14 protein-coding genes are annotated in these 15023 nt (G+C 62.8%); 7 read left to right on the top strand and 7 right to left on the bottom strand.

Annotated features, from left to right (window positions below; genetic code table 11):
* The first annotated feature begins 35 nt into the window (after positions 1–35).
* From BLV09_RS19940 to BLV09_RS19925, 4 genes are read left to right on the top strand one after another with little or no spacing between them, the layout of a single operon-like run.
* Positions 36–1610, top strand: coding sequence for a glycosyltransferase family 39 protein (locus BLV09_RS19940; RefSeq protein ID WP_146691212.1), 1575 nt, complete (start codon positions 36–38; stop codon positions 1608–1610).
* 1 nt (position 1611) lies between these two features.
* On the top strand, positions 1612–2586 hold the full coding sequence (locus tag BLV09_RS19935; RefSeq protein WP_167558814.1) for a Bug family tripartite tricarboxylate transporter substrate binding protein: 975 nt from the start codon (positions 1612–1614) through the stop codon (positions 2584–2586).
* A gap of 2 nt (positions 2587–2588) precedes the next feature.
* Entirely contained in the window at positions 2589–3512 is a 924-nt protein-coding gene (locus BLV09_RS19930) for a fumarylacetoacetate hydrolase family protein (protein ID WP_167558813.1), read from the top strand.
* Between the two features lie 54 nt (positions 3513–3566).
* Entirely contained in the window at positions 3567–4412 is an 846-nt protein-coding gene (locus BLV09_RS19925; protein ID WP_146688568.1) for an alpha/beta hydrolase, read from the top strand.
* A gap of 77 nt (positions 4413–4489) precedes the next feature.
* Here the strand turns inward: BLV09_RS19925 and BLV09_RS19920 are convergent, their stop codons facing one another.
* Both BLV09_RS19920 and BLV09_RS19915 read right to left on the bottom strand, forming a co-directional pair.
* A complete protein-coding gene (locus BLV09_RS19920) occupies positions 4490–5521 on the bottom strand; it encodes a YcjF family protein (RefSeq protein WP_146688567.1) in 1032 nt (343 codons plus the stop codon).
* Entirely contained in the window at positions 5518–6987 is a 1470-nt protein-coding gene (locus tag BLV09_RS19915) for a YcjX family protein (RefSeq protein ID WP_146688566.1), read from the bottom strand. The genes BLV09_RS19920 and BLV09_RS19915 overlap by 4 nt, the downstream gene beginning before the upstream one ends.
* Positions 6988–7159: 172 nt before the next feature.
* On the opposite strand from BLV09_RS19915, the gene trhA reads away from it, so the two are divergent.
* Both trhA and BLV09_RS19905 read left to right on the top strand, forming a co-directional pair.
* On the top strand, positions 7160–7855 hold the full coding sequence (gene trhA, locus BLV09_RS19910; protein WP_146688565.1) for a PAQR family membrane homeostasis protein TrhA: 696 nt from the start codon (positions 7160–7162) through the stop codon (positions 7853–7855).
* Between the two features lie 25 nt (positions 7856–7880).
* Positions 7881–8675, top strand: coding sequence for an SDR family NAD(P)-dependent oxidoreductase (locus tag BLV09_RS19905; RefSeq protein ID WP_146688564.1), 795 nt, complete (start codon positions 7881–7883; stop codon positions 8673–8675).
* Between the two features lie 20 nt (positions 8676–8695).
* Here BLV09_RS19905 and BLV09_RS19900 read toward each other — a convergent pair whose 3' ends face one another.
* Positions 8696–9172 (bottom strand): MarR family winged helix-turn-helix transcriptional regulator, encoded by a 477-nt coding sequence (locus tag BLV09_RS19900; protein ID WP_146688563.1) that lies wholly within the window; start codon positions 9170–9172, stop codon positions 8696–8698.
* A gap of 85 nt (positions 9173–9257) precedes the next feature.
* On the opposite strand from BLV09_RS19900, the gene BLV09_RS19895 reads away from it, so the two are divergent.
* On the top strand, positions 9258–10052 hold the full coding sequence (locus BLV09_RS19895; protein ID WP_146691211.1) for an SDR family NAD(P)-dependent oxidoreductase: 795 nt from the start codon (positions 9258–9260) through the stop codon (positions 10050–10052).
* A gap of 20 nt (positions 10053–10072) precedes the next feature.
* Here BLV09_RS19895 and mdlC read toward each other — a convergent pair whose 3' ends face one another.
* From mdlC to BLV09_RS19875, 4 genes are all read right to left on the bottom strand, one after another.
* The gene (gene mdlC / locus BLV09_RS19890) at positions 10073–11698 is read right to left on the bottom strand and encodes a benzoylformate decarboxylase (protein ID WP_146688562.1); all 1626 of its coding nucleotides are present in this window, start codon (positions 11696–11698) and stop codon (positions 10073–10075) included.
* 150 nt (positions 11699–11848) lie between these two features.
* Positions 11849–12700: an FAS1-like dehydratase domain-containing protein gene (locus tag BLV09_RS19885; protein ID WP_146688561.1), complete on the bottom strand. Its 852-nt coding sequence runs from the start codon at positions 12698–12700 to the stop codon at positions 11849–11851.
* Positions 12697–13827 carry a CaiB/BaiF CoA transferase family protein gene (locus BLV09_RS19880; protein WP_100384097.1) on the bottom strand — a complete coding sequence of 377 codons (1131 nt, stop codon included), beginning with the start codon at positions 13825–13827 and terminating at the stop codon, positions 12697–12699. Before BLV09_RS19880 ends, BLV09_RS19885 begins: the two co-directional genes overlap by 4 nt.
* 9 nt (positions 13828–13836) lie before the next feature.
* Positions 13837–15003: an acyl-CoA dehydrogenase family protein gene (locus BLV09_RS19875; protein WP_100384096.1), complete on the bottom strand. Its 1167-nt coding sequence runs from the start codon at positions 15001–15003 to the stop codon at positions 13837–13839.
* Between the last annotated feature and the right edge of the window lie 20 nt (positions 15004–15023).

Here is a 15023-nt window from a genome sequence, read left to right as displayed (position 1 = left end):
GGCAGTGGCTTGGCGTGATCGTGTTGATTGCCGCGATGACGGCGATGCGGCTGATCTACGCCAGCGTGATCGATCTGCGCACGGATGAGGCCTATTACTGGACCTGGTCGAAGGAGAACGTGCTTTCCTTCCTCGATCATCCGCCTGTCATCGCGTGGTTCATCCGTTTCGGCACGGCGATCTTCGGCGACACCAATCTCGGCGTGCGGTTTGCCGGCGTGCTGGCCATGCTGGTCACGCAATTGCTGCTCGCCGACATCGTCCGCCGTGTCACGCATGATGTCCGCGCGGTGGTGCTGGCGGTCTTGATGCCGGAAGCGGCGCTCTATTACGGGCTGCTGATGGCCAAGGTCGCGCCCGACGTGGCGCTGATCCCGTTTGCGGTCGCCATGCTGTGGGCGTTGATCCGGCTAAGCGAGAGCGGGGACGCGCGCTGGTGGCTTGCCGCCGGACTGTTCGCCGGGCTGGCGCTGTTGTCGAAATTCACCGTCGTCATGCTGCTTCCGGCCGTGCTGGCCTTCACGCTGGTGCCGGCCTGGCGTTGGCGATGGCTGCGGAGCCCCTGGCCCTGGCTTGCAGCGCTGATTGCGGTCATCGTGTTCCTGCCGGTCCTGATCTGGAACGCCGAGCACGACTGGGCGTCCTTCAGATTCCAGCTCGTGCGCGCGACCTCGACCCACGAACTGTCGTTGCGCACCGTCGGCGACTTCTTTGGCCTGCAGTTCGGGCTGGTCGGATTCATTCTGCTGCCGGTGGTGCTATCAGGCGTGACGCTATCGGCGTGGCGGGGTTATCGACGGTTTGATGCGGTGGCTATCCTGCTTTCGACCTGCGTCATCGTTCCCTTCGGCTATTTTTTCTGGAAGTCGCTGACGCTGCGGGTGGGCGACACCTGGCCGATGTTCATGTGGCCGGCCGGATTCGCCGCCGCGGCCATCAATATCGCGATGCTGCCGCGCGAAGGCTGGCCGGCATGGATGATCAGATCGACGATCGCGTGGGCGAATGCGGCGGTCATTTCCGGCATCGCCTTCGTGGTTCTGGTGTTTCTTTATTACACCGTCTGCCCCTGGAATTTCATCGGCCAGGCCGACCCGATCGGCGGCGAGGCCGGTTACGAGCAGGTCGCGGACCGGGCACAGGCCGAGTTGCAAAAGACAGGCGCGACCTGGATTGCCACCACGGACTACCGGACCTACGCCATGATGCGCTGGTATTTCAAAGATCGCGTGCCGGTGATCCAGATCAACGAGCGTGGACGTTTCATGGGCTTTCGCGACCCTGGCATCGACGCGATCCGGGGCCACACCGGGCTTTACGTCGCGCGCAAGCCGGATGATGCCAATCCGGTGTGGGCTTCCACGACGGCGATCAGGGAGCCGCTCGAACAGGTCGATCGTGTCTGGCGCGGAATGGTGATGGACACCTACGCGCTGGAGAAACTGACCGGCTGGACGCCGGAGCTGTCGCCGCCGCCGGATTCGCCGCTGTATCGCTGGCGCGTGCTGGCGGGCGACGTCCCGCTTCTGGCGCATGGCGCCAATCGCGGCGTTGCTGTTGCCGCATTGGCTGCGGCGCGTCATGAACGTCCGCCGCAAGGAGAATTCTAGAATGCTTTTTCGTGTCGCCGTGCCGCTATTGGCACTCTGCGCTCTCGCCTCGCCGGTAACGGCGGCCGATTACCCCGATCACGCGATAAGACTGATCGTGCCGTTCGCGCCGGGAGGCGGCACCGACGTTCTGGCACGCATCGTCGCCGACAATCTGCACAAGAAATGGGGCCAGCCTGTCATCGTGGAAAACCAGGCGGGCGCGTCGGGTGCGATCGGCACCCGGGCCGCCATGAAGGCGCCGGCTGATGGCTACACGCTGCTGATGGCGTCGACCGGCGCGCTGATGGCGGTTTCCGCCAATGCCGATGGCGATGGTCCGTTTGACGTCAACAAATATCTCAGTCCCATCGTGATCGGTGCGGCGCCGCCTTATCTCCTCGTTGCTAATCCCAACCTGCCGGTGAAGACGACGGCGGAGCTGATCCGCTATGCCAAGGAAAAGCCGGAGGGACTGACATATGGCTCGTCAGGCATCGGCGCCGCCTCGCATCTTTCCGGTCTGCTGTTCGCGAGCGCCACCGGCATCAAGCTGCTGCATATTCCCTACAAAGGCACTGAACCGGCCGTGACCGATCTGCTCGGCGGACGTATCGATATCATGTTCGCGCCTGGGCCGGTGGTGCAGCAATTCGTGCAGTCTGGTCAATTGAAGGCGCTGGGCGTGACCGACACGCAGCGCTCCAAATTCTATCCTGACGTGCCGACGGTCGCCGATGCGGTGCCGGGATACGAGTCGGTCGGCTGGTTCGGCCTGCTGGCGCCGCCGAAGACGCCGCCCGAGATCGTCAAAAAGATCAATGAGGTGATTGTCGCGGCGATGCAGACGCAGGAGTTTCGCGATCATCTGGCGACGCTGGGCGCCGAGCCCAAGCCGCAAACGCCGGAAGAATTTGGCCGCTACATCAATGCCGATGTCGCCAAATGGACCAAGCTTGTGAAAGACAACAACGTGCAATTGCCGGGAGGAAAGTAGAAATGCGTTTGGCTTCTTTTGTCGATCCGTCGCTGGGGAACGAGGCGCGGTTTGGCATCATCAGCGGCAATCACATTGTCGATGTCGTGGCGGCGGCCAATGCGCTGCATCGCGCGGTCCCGGCAATCTCGGTCAAGATGGCGCTGACCAGCGGTCCCCACACGCTTGCCGCTCTCAAGGAGTTGGTCGCGGCCGCTGAAAAAGAAAAACTGCTGCTGCCGATCGCGGGCGTCAAATTTCTGCCGCCGATCCCGGACCCGTCAAAGTTTTTTTGCGTCGGCAAAAACAACAAGCGGCATCGCGAAGAGCTCGCGGCCAACAAGATGCTGACCGAAGTGCCGAACGAGCCGACCGGTTTCATCAAGCTGATCAGCACGATGTCGGGGGATGGCGATGAAGTCGTCAAGCCGGCCGACATTACGACGCTCGATTACGAGCCGGAACTTTGTTACGTCGTCGGCAAGCGCGCCCATGGCGTGAAGAAGGCCGATGCGATGGACTATATTTCGGGCTTCACACTCACCAATGATGTCAGCGCCCGCGAAATCCAGAAGCGCGAAGTAGCCTCCGGCAGCCGGTTCTGGACCGCCAAGAACATGCCCGGCTTTGCGCCGGTCGGTCCTTACATCCTGACAATGGACGAAGTCGCCGATACCGACAATTTGTGGGTCACCTGCGACGTCAACGGAAAGCAGCGGCTGCGCTCGAACACCGGCGATTATCTCTACAAGATCGCCGATGTGCTGGAACACTTCTCGCGCTATGTCGTATTCGAGCCGGGCGATCTGATCGCGATGGGGGCGCCGAGCGGCGTTGCAGTCGGGCAGCCGAACGCCGCCGAACTTTATTTGCAGCCCGGCGACGACATGGTGATTTCGTTCGAGGGCCTGATGTCGCTGCGAACGAAGATCGTCGGGCCGGCCTAGCTGGGCCGCCGGCAAGTACGGGTTCGTTCGGCCTCAAGAGAAAGGTTGCCGGAGATGACCGTGATAAATGGATCGACCTATGAGGTCCTCACCGAGGATCTCGAGTTCGGCCGGGTCGGCGATGCCGTGCTGCTGGCCCGTCTCTACCGCCCCAAAGGCGTGTCCGGTTTTCCGGCCATCGTCGACGTGCATGGCGGGGCGTGGACCGGCGGCGATCGGCTGAATAATGCACCGATGCATGAGGTGATCGCGGCCGCCGGCACCGCCGTGCTGGCGCTCGACTTCCGGCTTGCGCCGGCTGTGCCCTATCCCGGCTCCGTCGCCGACATCAATCTCGGGATACGATGGCTGAAGGCGAATGTGGCGCGATGGGGAGGCAATGCCGAGCTCGTTGGTGGGCTGGGAACATCCAGCGGCGCCCATCAATTGCTGCTGAACGTGTTGCGGCCTCGCGATCCGAGATATCTTGCTTTGCCGCTGGCGAACGCCGCAGACGTCGACGCCAACCTTGCTTATCTCATCCTGTGCTGGCCCATTTCGGATCCGGTCGCGCGATACCGGATGGCTAGGGCGACGGGCAACGACCGGCTGGTCAATAATCATCACGCGTTCTTTGGCACCGAAGAGACGATGGCCGAGGCCAATCCTCAGCACATCGTCGAATCCGGCTCATCGTTGAAACTGCCGCCGGCGCTGCTGATCCAGGGAACCAATGATGCCAATGTGACGCCTGATATGGCGGACCGGTTTGCGGCTGCTTATGCAAAGGCGGGCGGGCAGATCACACTTCGGAAGTTCAAGGGACAGCCGCACACGTTCATCCCGCAAAATCCGACCAGTCCCGCTTCGGTGGAAGCCCTGCATGTGATCACGGATTTTATCCGGCTTCAGACGCGCTGAGGCAGTCCACCCCTTCGAGATTAAGACGCCATCGGTACGGACATCTCTGATCCAAACGCCGCGCCGGCACGCACAAACTACGCGTCATCCTCGCGCTTGCGCAGCAGATCCTTCGCCAGATCCGCCAGCGCCGGCCGCGGCAAGGCGGTGAATGGCAGCGGGCGCGTGACCTCGATGGCGGCAAGGCCCAGTCGCGCGGTGAGCAGACCGTTGAGGACGCCCTCGCCAAGACGCTGCGACAGCTTTGCCGCGATGCCGTGGCCGAGCATCTGTTGAACCAGGCTGTCGCTCGCCGCCATGCCGCCGGTGATGGCGAGGTGGGCGATGACGTGACGCATCAGCCGGATCATGCCGAGCGTGCCCGGCCGTCCGCCATAGAGCCGCGCCAGTTGCCGGATCATCCGCAACGAGGCCACGAAAACAAACAGCACGTCGATCAGCGCGCGCGGGCTGACCGCGGTGACGATCGAGACGCGTTGCGCGGCAGAGGAGACGAGGCGGCGCGCTTCCTGATCGAGCGGCGTCATCAATTCACGCTCGGCCAGTTTGATCATGTCGGCGCCATCGATGATATCGTCGGCGTGGCCTTGCAGTGTGGCGCGGGCGCGGGCCAGTTGCGGATTCTGGTGCGCCAGTTTCAGGAGATCGTCGACAATTGTCCGGCTGGCCCTGCGATCGTCGCTGATCAGCACCTCAGTGGCACGCAGATGCATCCTCTCGATGGTGGCGAGCCGTGCCAGCCCAAACGCCTCGCGCGCGATGATGATGGTCAGCGCCAGCGCGGCGGCGAAGGCGAACGCCAGGCCAACAAAGCCGAGGCCTTCGCTGCGCGCGAACAGGCCCTCGATCAAATGGGTGATGCCAAGGCCGAGGCCAAGCAGAACCAGCCCGCCGAGCGCGGTCCAGAACACCGCGCCCCAGCGAAAACCGCGCCGGATAGGAACCAGCGGCGCCTCCAGCGGAACCGGCAGCAGCGCTGGGTCGGCTTCCGGCGTGACGTGGACGGTGCCGCGAGCCGGGCGGCTGGAATGATCCGGATCCATCACGATGACGCCGGGATCGTCCAGCTTGAAGGTGGCGGGACGTCGATGAGACGATCGCTCGCTCATTGCAATTTGTCTCCGATCAGGAATTGAAGGGCGCGGTCAAGGCGGATGTGAGGCAGGATGGGACCGTCCGCAGCATGGCTGTCGAGTTGCGGCGGCCGAAAGCGAAGAAAGCGGAAATCGGTTTTTTCCGCCGGCGCGCTGGAGAGGCCGCGAAACGCGCCTTCGCCCTTGAACAGTTCTTCTGGGTCGGCCGGCAGGTCGCCGGGAAAGGTTGCGACTTCGGTGTTGCCATCAAACGTCTCGCCGCCAACGACCTCGTCGGCCGCAGGCGTGCCGAGAATGGAGGGCAGTTTATCGCGGCCGCGCTGCACCTGGGCCTCGCGGGTGGCGCGGACCGCGGCCAGCGCCACCACGTCAATCGCGGCGCCGGCATATTCGGCGCGCTCGGCAGCCTTGGCCACCGTCCGCCGCAATATGGCCTCAAGGCGGTCATGGCTCGACTGGTGCAGATGATCGGCCTTGGTCGCGGCGAACAATATTCGATCGATCCGCGGCCGGAACAGACTGCTGAACAGCGTACTGCGTCCGATCCGGAAACAATCCAGGATGCCCGCCAGCGCCGCCTCGAGGTCAACGAGCGCTTCGGGGCCCGAGTTGAAGGCGGCCAGCGCATCGACGAGAACGATCTGACGATCGAGCCGTGCGAAATGATCGCGAAAGAACGGCCGGACCACGACATCCTTGTAGGCTTCGTAACGCCTGACCATCATCGCCCACAGCGACCCCTCGGGTGCCGTTCCATCGGCGGCCACATCGAGCGGCGCAAAGGTCAGCGCCGGTGAGCCCGCAAGGCTGCCCGGCATCAGGAAGCGGCCCGGCGGCAGCAGGCTCATGGCAAAGCGTTCGTCGCGGCAGGCGCGCAAATATTCGGTGAACAGCCGCGCTGACGTCAGCGCGGCCTGCTCGTCGGCGCGGGCTTCGGCGTTCAGCGTCGCAAGATGCGTGTGCCAAGGCGTTGCGAGCTGCGCGCGAGGGCCTTCACGCGACAAGGCAAGACTCTCGGCCGACCATTGCTCGTAAGTTTTATTGAGCAGCGGCAGATCGAGCAGCCATTCGCCGGGATAATCGACGATGTCGAGCGTCAGCGTGCGGTCTGCGCCGTTATGCCGCTGGTAATCGATGACGAGCCGCAGCTCGCTGATATCGACGGTCGAGTTTGGCCAGCGGCGATCTTCAATGAGCGTGCGGACGTGGTTCTCGTAATCGAAGCGCGGCACGGCGTCGTCGGGTTGCGGCTCGAGCCGGGCGCGGGCGATCCGCCCGGTCGCGAGGGGCTCGAAAACAGGGAAGCGGCCGCCGCGGATCAGACCGTGAACCAGCGCCGTGATGAACACGGTTTTGCCGGCGCGTGACAGTCCGGTGACGCCAAGCCGGACCGTTGGGTTGAAAAAGTGCTCGCCATAGTCCAGCAGCGCCCGCGCTGAAAGGCGTGCTTCCTCGACGATATCGGAAAAACCAGGGGCCATAGGGGAAGGAAGCTCGGAAAATGGGCGGGCGAACTGCCTAAAAAGTGGCAATCGGGAGACCAAATTCAAGCTTCACACTTCCGACGCTATTAAAAGCGAGGGGTTTGAACGGTTCGTTGACCACGCGAGACGTATTCTTTATCGCTCCCTGACCGAAATGGGCCGGTTTGCCATGACCATTTTCCAACTCAAACAACTGGCCTCGCACTCCGTCTATGCGGCGCGCGACGCGATCGGATGGCACTATGATCGGGCCGAGCTGATCGCGGATGGCATCGTGCATGTCGTCGGCGTGTGCCTGGGGTTGATCGCGGCCACGGTGCTGGTCGTGCTCACCGTCGTCTATGCGACGCCGCTGGATATCGTCGTGGTGTCGGTCTACGTCGCCGGGCTGCTGGCGATGCTGGTGCTGTCGGCGACCTATAATCTTTGGCCGGTCTCGCGCGCCAAATGGGTGCTGCGCCGTTTCGATCATTCGGCGATTTATGTGCTGATCGCGGCGACCTACACACCCTTCATCATGGAAATGAAGGAAAGCATCTTTGCCATCGCTTTGCTGACGGGCGTGTGGTGCATCGCGATCGTCGGCATCGTGCTTAAGCTCGGCTGGCCCGGCCGTTTTGACCGTGTCTCGGTCGGTCTTTACCTGGCGATGGGCTGGAGCGGCGTGATGCTCTATCACACCGGCGTGTCGACGCTGCCGAGAACGGCGCTGTGGTTCGTGCTCGTCGGCGGCGCGCTATATAGTTTCGGTGTGATTTTTCACGCCTGGCGACGGCTTCGCTTCCAGAATGTGATATGGCATTCTTTCGTGCTGCTCGGCGCGGCCTGCCACTACACTGCCGTGCTCGATCTCGTATTGACCTGAGGTTTTTCAAAAGCGGAGTGTGACGATGCAGGTGGCCGGCAAGGTCGTGGTTGTGACCGGAGGCGCCAACGGCATTGGGCGCGCGCTCTGCGAAGCCTTTCATCGCGCCGGTGCATCCAAGGTCGTGGTCGCCGATCTCGATCACGCGAGCAGAGAGGCCGTTGCCGCTTCGGTCGGTGGTGCCGCGTTCAAATGCGATGTCGGCCAGGAAAAAGATATCTGCCATGTCATCGAGGAAACCGAGCGGCAGTTCGGTCCGATCGCGCTGTTCTGCTCCAATGCCGGCATCGGTGGCGGCTTCGATCCGCTGTCGGTGAATGCCGGCGGCAACTCCGACGAACCATGGTCGCGAAGCTGGGCGATCCACGTCATGGCCCATGTCTATGCGGCGCGGCATCTGATCCCACGCATGAAAGCGCGTGGCGGCGGCTATTTCCTCAACACGATTTCGGCGGCGGGCCTTCTGTCGCAGGTCGGAAGCCCAGCCTATTCGACCACCAAGCATGCCGCGGTCGGATTTGCCGAGAACCTCGCGATCTCGCACAAAGCCGACGGCATCAAGGTTTCGATCCTGTGCCCGCAAGGTGTCGACACCAATATGCTCCGCTCGATCCCGAAGGGACCGCAATCCGGCGACGGCGATCTGACGCCGGAGCAAGTGGCAAAGGACGCGCTCGCCGGTATCGAGCAGGAAACGTTCCTGATCCTGCCGCATCCGCAGGTGCTCGGCTACATGCGCAAGAAGACCGAGAATTACGATCGCTGGATCGCGGGCATGGCGAAGATCCAGGCCAAGATGCGGGAAGCGCATACGAAGTAGTCTACGCGCTGCGCCGGACTTCAGGCCGCGGAATTCGGGGCCGTGGTGGCCTCCGCGTCGCGATCCGCACGCAAGGCGCGGGCATAGATCGTCAGTCCGTCCCGGACGACCCGCTGTTCGGCCTCACTCAGCCGCTCGAGCGCCCCGGAAACCTGCCGCCGGCCGAAATCATGCAAGGCCGCCAGCGTGCGCCGTCCTTTCGCGGTTAGCGACAACGGCTTTATCCGGGCGTCTTCTGCATCGGACGCCTCCTTCAACTCGCCATTTTCGATCAGTTTGCGGACCATCCGGCTGACGCTGGATTTCTCAAGATGCAGCAGTTCGGTGAGTTGACCCGAGGTCATCGGACCACGGAGGCCGATCTCCAGGATCGTGTGCACGGCCGACGGCGGATAGTCGGTGGCGGCCAGCGTCGCTTCCATGAAGCCGAGTTCACGGACCATCTGCCGGGAGGCAGCGCGAATGTCGTCGATCAGGGTCGGATCCGGAATGGTCATGGCTTGACTCCAGAATGATATAATAGTTGTATTATACAACTATATACCGAAATGGTTCGATAGTATGATCGAGGAATTTGGCGCGATGGGCCAGCTTTTGCCGACAGCGACCCCCGGCGCGGCCGTGGGCCGGCTGCGCGGAAGGGTTTGCCTGGTGACCGGAGGCGGTAGTGGCATCGGTCGAGCTGCCGCCCTGAAGATGGCGGAAGAGGGAGCCGCGGCCGTGCTGATCGCCGGCCGGCGCGAGCCGGAGATCGAAGCGGTTGCAGCCGAATGCCGCAGCGCGGGAGCGGAGGCGCTTGCGGTCACGACCGACGTGACGCGGGAAGATGATGTCGCGCGCCTGGTCAGGACCGCGGTCGAGCGCTATGGCCGGCTCGACGCCGCCTTCAACAATGCCGGCTTCCAGGAGCGTCGGGCGCCGCTCGAGGAGCAGGGCAGCGCCGTGTATGACGAAGTCTTCGACGTCAATGTGCGGTCGGTCTTCCTGTGTCTTCGCCATCAGCTTCCGGTCATGTTCGCGCAAGGCAAGGGCAGCATCGTCGTCAATGCATCGGTCAGTGGCGTGCGAAATCCGAACCCCGGCCTGTCGCTCTATTCCGCCTCGAAGGCAGCGGTAATCTCGCTGACCCGCTCCGCGGCGATGGAAGCCGCGCCGCGCGGCGTCAGGATCAATGCGATTGGCCCCGGCCGGGTCGTCACAGATATGATGCTCCGTTCCGGCATCGCCGACATGTCGGCCGTCGCGGCCGGCTTGCCGTTGCGGCGGATGGGAAAGGCGGAGGAAGCCGCCGAAGCCGCGATCTGGCTGCTGTCCGACGCCGCATCCTATGTGGTCGGTCATATGCTGGCAGCGGATGGCGGGTTTCTGGCGTCGTGAATGGCGACGCCTTGGTTGCTTCAATTCTTGTGCGCGTAGAGCAGCGGCACTGCCGAATCCACCATCACCTCAATCAGGCTGACGCCGCTATGCGCGAGGCCGCGCTTGAGCGCTGGCGCTAGCTCCGACGATTTGCTGACACGCACGGCATCGCAGCCCATGCCCTCGGCGATCCTGACAAAATCGATCCCGGGCAGATCGAGGCCCGGAACATTGCGCACCTGCATCACCTGGCTGAACGAGCGCATGGCGCCGTAGCCGGCATTGTTGATCACCACCACCGTCAGCGGCAGCTTGCGTTGTGCCGCGGTCCACAAAGCCTGGATCGAATACATTGCCGAGCCGTCGCCGACCAGGCAAACGGTCCTGACATTCGGGCGACCAAGTGACATTCCCACCGCGGCCGGTAGACCAAATCCGAGACCGCCGCTCGCCATGGTGTAAAAACTGTCCTGCCCACGCATCGGCATGAACTTTTGCATCGCCGGACGATGCGACGGCGCTTCTTCCACCAGCACCGCGTCATCGCCCATCGCGGCCGAGAGCGTGTGCAACAGGAATTCAACGGGAATCGGATCGGCTGCCGCGGGCGCCGGCGGCAGGACACGGCCCTTGGGGGGCGCGCGTCGGGTCTCGGGCAACAGGTCCAGCAACGTCGTCAGCGCCGGCTTCATGGTCGCGATGATGCTGGTGCCGACAGGCGTTGCGGCGGCGGCGGTCGGATCGTCGGTGATCTGGAAGATCGTGGCTGCGCCATCGAAGATCGAGGCGTGGCCCTCAACGTGGAAGGTGAAAACCGGCGCGCCGATCACCACCACCAGATCGTGGTCGCGCAAGGCATCCGAGAGTTGCGCCGGCGAGGCATGGAGAAAACCCGCAAACTGCGGATGCCGTTCCGGAAAACTCGATCGTGGCGAGAATGGACTGACCCAGACGGTCGCTTTGGCCTTCTCAGCCACGCGAACCATCAGTTCGACCGCTTGCGCGCGATCGACGGCGGGGCCGACGACGAGGGCAGGGTGCTTGCTTGCCGAAAGCGCCGCGGCGAGCGTTTTCATCGCCTCGGGATCGGGGCCGAGTTCGCGGCTGACATTGCGGGCTTCCACGGGCTCGGTTTGATGGGTCCAGTCGTCGATCGGCACCGAGACAAAGGTCGGTCCACAGGGCGGCTGCATCGCGACGTAATAAGCGCGCGCGATCGCCGCCGGGACATCTTCGGCGCGCGCCGGCTCGACGCTGAACTTGACGTAAGGCCGTGGAAATTCCGACGCGCGCTCGGCATAGAGGAATGCCTGCAGCGGCAGGATGCTGCGCGCCTGCTGGCCTGCGGTAATCACCAGCGGCGTCTGGTTGCGATGCGCGGTGTAGATATTGCCAAGCGCGTTGCCGACGCCGGCCGCGGAATGCAGATTGACGAAGCTGGCGTTGCGCGTGGCCTGCGCATAACCATCGGCCATGCCGATGACGGAGGCTTCCTGCAAGCCCAGCACGTAGTCGATATCGTCGGGCCAATCGCTCAGGAACGGCAGCTCCGTCGAGCCGGGATTGCCAAAGATCTTGCGGATGCCGAATGATCGTAACAGGTCGAGTGTTGCCTGCTTGACGCTGACGGATTTGGCTCCAGTTCTGGTGTGTTTGCTGGACAATGTTTCCGTCCCCTTGTTCGTGCTTATTCAGCGGCCGTCATTCAGGGGCGCCCAAAGGGCGAACCCGGACTCCATTCCACCACTTGCGCCCGCGGCCCGATGGATTCCGGGTTCATCGCTGCGCGATGCCCCGGAATGACAGACAAGAGACTACCACGTTGCAGTGCCCTTCATGGTCGGCTGGCCCGCCGAATTCGCGGTCCACAGCTCCATGCCGTTATCGGTCTTGTTGGCATTGATGCTGAACTCGCTGCCTTCGAACAGAGGTTGCAGTCCGCGATAGCTGAATTTCTTTGGCGGTACGCCGCCATGCAGCTTGGCCGCCAATTCCACCATGAACGTCGCCTGCAGCGGGCCGTGGAAGATCAGTCCGGGATAGCCCTCGACCTTGGTGACGTAGTCGCGGTCGTAATGGATGCGGTGGCCGTTGAAGGTCAGTGCCGAATAACGAAACAGCAGCACGGGATCGGCCATATGCGCTTCGCGATGCTGCGCCGAAGTCGGCGGCGCTGCCTTGGTCGGAGCAGCCTGCGGCGTGCTCGACATTTCGCGGTAGACGATATCCTGCCGCTCGCGGATCGCGGTGCCGCGGGTCGTCGTCACGTCATGCTCCACGGAGACGAAACACAGCGTGCCGGTACTGCCGGTCTTCATCGTGACATCGGAAATGCGGGACGAACGCTTTGGTTCGTCACCGACGCGCAAATTGTCCAGGAATTGCAGTTCGCCGCCGGCCCACATCCGGCGCGGCAGCGGCACCGGCGGCAGAAAGCCGCCGCGCGAGGGGTGACCGTCCTGGCTCAGTTGCGACATTGGAAACACCGGCTGCGCCAGGCACCAATGGGTGGTGAACGGCGCTGCATCGCCGGTCTTGGGATCGCCGATCTCCTGAAACAGCGTCGCGCGCAAGCCCTTTACCAGTTGCGCGGTGACGACGTCGGAGGCTTCGGTGGTGCGGCCGATCCATTGACGCAAATGATCGAGGTCGATCTTTTCGGTCATGACGTTTGGATCCGGACGCGAGGAGTTTTGGACATGCCGGGGTGATCGCCGATACCGGGCACGGCACCGTAGTGACGCGGCTGGTCGACGACGATCGCAGCAGGAGCGGGATAGGCGACCGGTCCCGCCGGGGTATTAACTTCGATGCGGCGCAGATGCGGATGATCAGCAAGGTCGGCCATGGTGTTGACTTCGGCAAACGCGATGTCGGAGTCGGATAGCCGCTTCAGCAGCTCGTCACGGGTCAGTGTCGCAAAGCTGTCGCCGACGGTCTTGTCGGTGAGCTGCCGGTTGCGAACGCGCTCGACCATGTTGGAAAACCTGACATCATTCGGCAGGTCGGGCTGGTCCAGGACCTCAGTGCAAAGCTTTTTCCATTCGCGCTCGCTCTGGATCGAAATCAGAATGCCCTTACCGTCCTTCGAGCTGAACACCCCGTATGGCGCGATGGAGGGATGGGCGAGGCCCATTCGTTTCGGCGGATTGCCGGCTTCCGAATTAAGAAGCGGTACCGTCAGCCAGTCGGCCATCACGTCGAACATCGAAATCCGGATATCCGCACCTTTGCCGGTGCGTCCTCGCGCGATCAGCGCTTCGAGGATGGCGGCATGCGCGGTGGCGCCGGTGGCGATATCGACGATGGAAAGACCGACGCGCGAGGGACCGTCCGGACCACCCGTGATCGAGGCGAGCCCGCTTTCGGCCTGGATCAGGAGATCATAGGCCTTGCGGTGGGCATAGGGGCCGTCGTCGCCATAACCCGTGATGGTGCAGCAGATCAGCGCCGGATAATCCTTCTTCAAACGTTCCAGCGAGAAGCCGAGCTTGTCCATCGAGCCGGGTTTGAGGTTTTGCAGCAATACGTCCGCACCGGCGATGAGTTCCTCCAGGCCTGCGCGGCCTTCTTTGGTGGCGAGATCGACAACCACCGAATCCTTGCCGCGGTTGAGCCAGACGAAATAGCTGCTCTGTCCTTTCGCCGCGGCATCGTATCCGCGGGCAAAATCGCCTTCCGGCCGTTCGATCTTGATGACGTGGGCGCCGGCATCCGCAAGCCGTGAGCTGCAGAACGGCGCAGCGACCGCCTGTTCAACGGCGATGACGGTTATTCCTTCAAGCGGCAGCATCTTAAGTTCTCAGTAGGAGCGGGGCATGCCGAGCACATGCTCGGCCACGAACGACAGAATGAGGTTGGTCGAGATCGGCGCGACCTGATAAAGCCGCGTCTCGCGGAACTTGCGCTCGACGTCGTATTCCTCGGCAAAGCCGAAGCCGCCAAAAGTCTGGATGCAGGCATTGGCTGCCTCCCAGGCAGCATCGGCCGCCAGCATCTTGGCGATATTGGCCTCCGCGCCGCAGTCGAGCCCGGCCTCGTATTTGCGAGTGGCTTCCTTCACCATCAGCTCGGCGGCGCGCATCGATGCATAGGCTTTGGCGATCGGAAATTGAATGCCCTGGTTCTGGCCGATCGGGCGGCCGAACACCGCACGCTCCTTGGCGTAGGCGGTGGCCTTCGCGATGAACCATTTGGCGTCGCCGATACACTCGGCCGAGATCAGGATACGCTCGGTATTCATGCCGGAGAGGATGTAGCGAAAGCCTTTTCCTTCTTCGCCAATCAGGTTTTCCGCCGGCACCTTCATGTCGGTGAAGAAGACCTCCGTGGTGGAGTGATTCATCATGGTTCGGATCGGCCTGATCTCGAGCCCGTTATTTCTTGCTTCCCGCATATCGACGATGAACACGGAGAGGCCATCGGTGCGCTTCCGTGCCTGATCCTTTGGCGTGGTGCGCGCCAGAAGGATCATCAGGTCGGAATATTGCGCGCGGCTGGTCCAGATCTTCTGGCCGTTGACGATATAGCCTTCGTTGCCCTCGCGTTTGGCAAAGGTCTTCAGCGACGAGGTATCGGTGCCGCTGGTCGGCTCGGTGACACCGAATGCCTGCAACCGCAATTCACCACTGGCAATCTTCGGCAGCCATTTTGCCTTCTGCGCGTCGCTGCCGTGCCGCAGCAGCGTGCCCATGGTATACATCTGGGCGTGGCAGGCGCCGGCATTGCATCCAGCACGGTGGATTTCTTCGAGGATCGCGGTCGCGGCGGATAGTTTCAGCCCGGCGCCGCCATATTCTTCGGGGATCAAGACCGAGAGATAGCCGGCTTGCGTCAGCGCATCGACGAAGGCGCTGGGGTAGGCCATTTCGCGATCGAGCTTGCGCCAATATTCGCCGGGGAACTGGGCGCATAGCTTGGCGACGGCGTCGCGGATATCGGCATAATCGTCTTGTTCTATGGCGGTCATCGGAACTCGGTTGGTGAGAC

It is taken from the genome of Bradyrhizobium canariense (assembly GCF_900105125.1).
GTDB classification, from domain to species: Bacteria; Pseudomonadota; Alphaproteobacteria; order Rhizobiales; family Xanthobacteraceae; genus Bradyrhizobium; species Bradyrhizobium canariense_A.
Note: the sequence above shows the minus strand (reverse complement) of the source record. Positions and strands in the feature narration are given on the sequence as shown.